Annotated in this window: 1 rRNA gene; it reads right to left on the reverse strand. The window is 39.8% G+C overall.

The annotated features are described in order from the left end of the window. Positions 1-198 (reverse strand): 16S ribosomal RNA (locus EG814_RS20885); the annotation flags it as partial. Positions 199-855: the final 657 nt, after the last annotated feature.

Genomic DNA, 855 nt, shown 5'->3' on the forward strand with positions numbered 1-855 from the left:
TATATAGTGATGCCACTCTATAATGCTATGAGGTATTAATCCAAATTTCTCTGGGCTATCCCTCTGTGAAAGGCAGATTGCATACGCGTTACGCACCCGTGCGCCGGTCTCTGCATCCGAAGACGCATACCCCTCGACTTGCATGTGTTAAGCCTGCCGCTAGCGTTCATCCTGAGCCAGGATCAAACTCTTCATCGTATATTTTTATATTATTATTCGATGCTTCTCTTTTTGGCTGTTTCGAATCTCACGATCCTACTGCTCTTATTTCTTTTGTTCCGATTTGCATCGGAACGGCTGTCAATTCAATATGTCTACGAACGTGTCTTCTTTTTGTTTCGCCTGTATCTCAAAGCGGGTGCAAAACTAAAGCTTCTTTTTGTTTCTCGCAAGAAAAATTTAAAAATTTTTGAAACTTTTTTTTCGCCTCTCTTTTTCTATTTTTCTCAACAATCTCTCAAGGAACTTTCCGTGTTTTGCGGGGTGCAAATGTAAAAAGCATTTCCGAATCCTGCAAGCCTTTTTGAATCTTTTTTTTCGAAAAATCTCTTTTCCTCTGATTCCCATTCCTGCCGGCATTTCTAAGAGCGCTTTTCGCTGTTGCGGGTGCAAAAGTACCACCTTTTTCCAGTTATCCAACACTTTTCGAAGAGTTTTTTAAATGTTTTTCCGATCTTTTTCTTAACCCACTCATAACCCATCCTTTACAGACATTTTTTTTTTTTTAGCCCGATGGGGGGGGGGTCTGCGTTTTGTTTCTTTTTTGATGGTTTTCGGCTCTTTTGGCATGTCGTTTTTATTGGGTTTTGACTTTTTTCAAGCCTTTTTTGTTCTTTTTGCAGTATTTGCTTCTTC

Source organism: Flavobacterium ustbae (assembly GCF_003946915.1).
Taxonomy (GTDB): Bacteria; Bacteroidota; Bacteroidia; order Flavobacteriales; family Flavobacteriaceae; genus Flavobacterium; species Flavobacterium ustbae.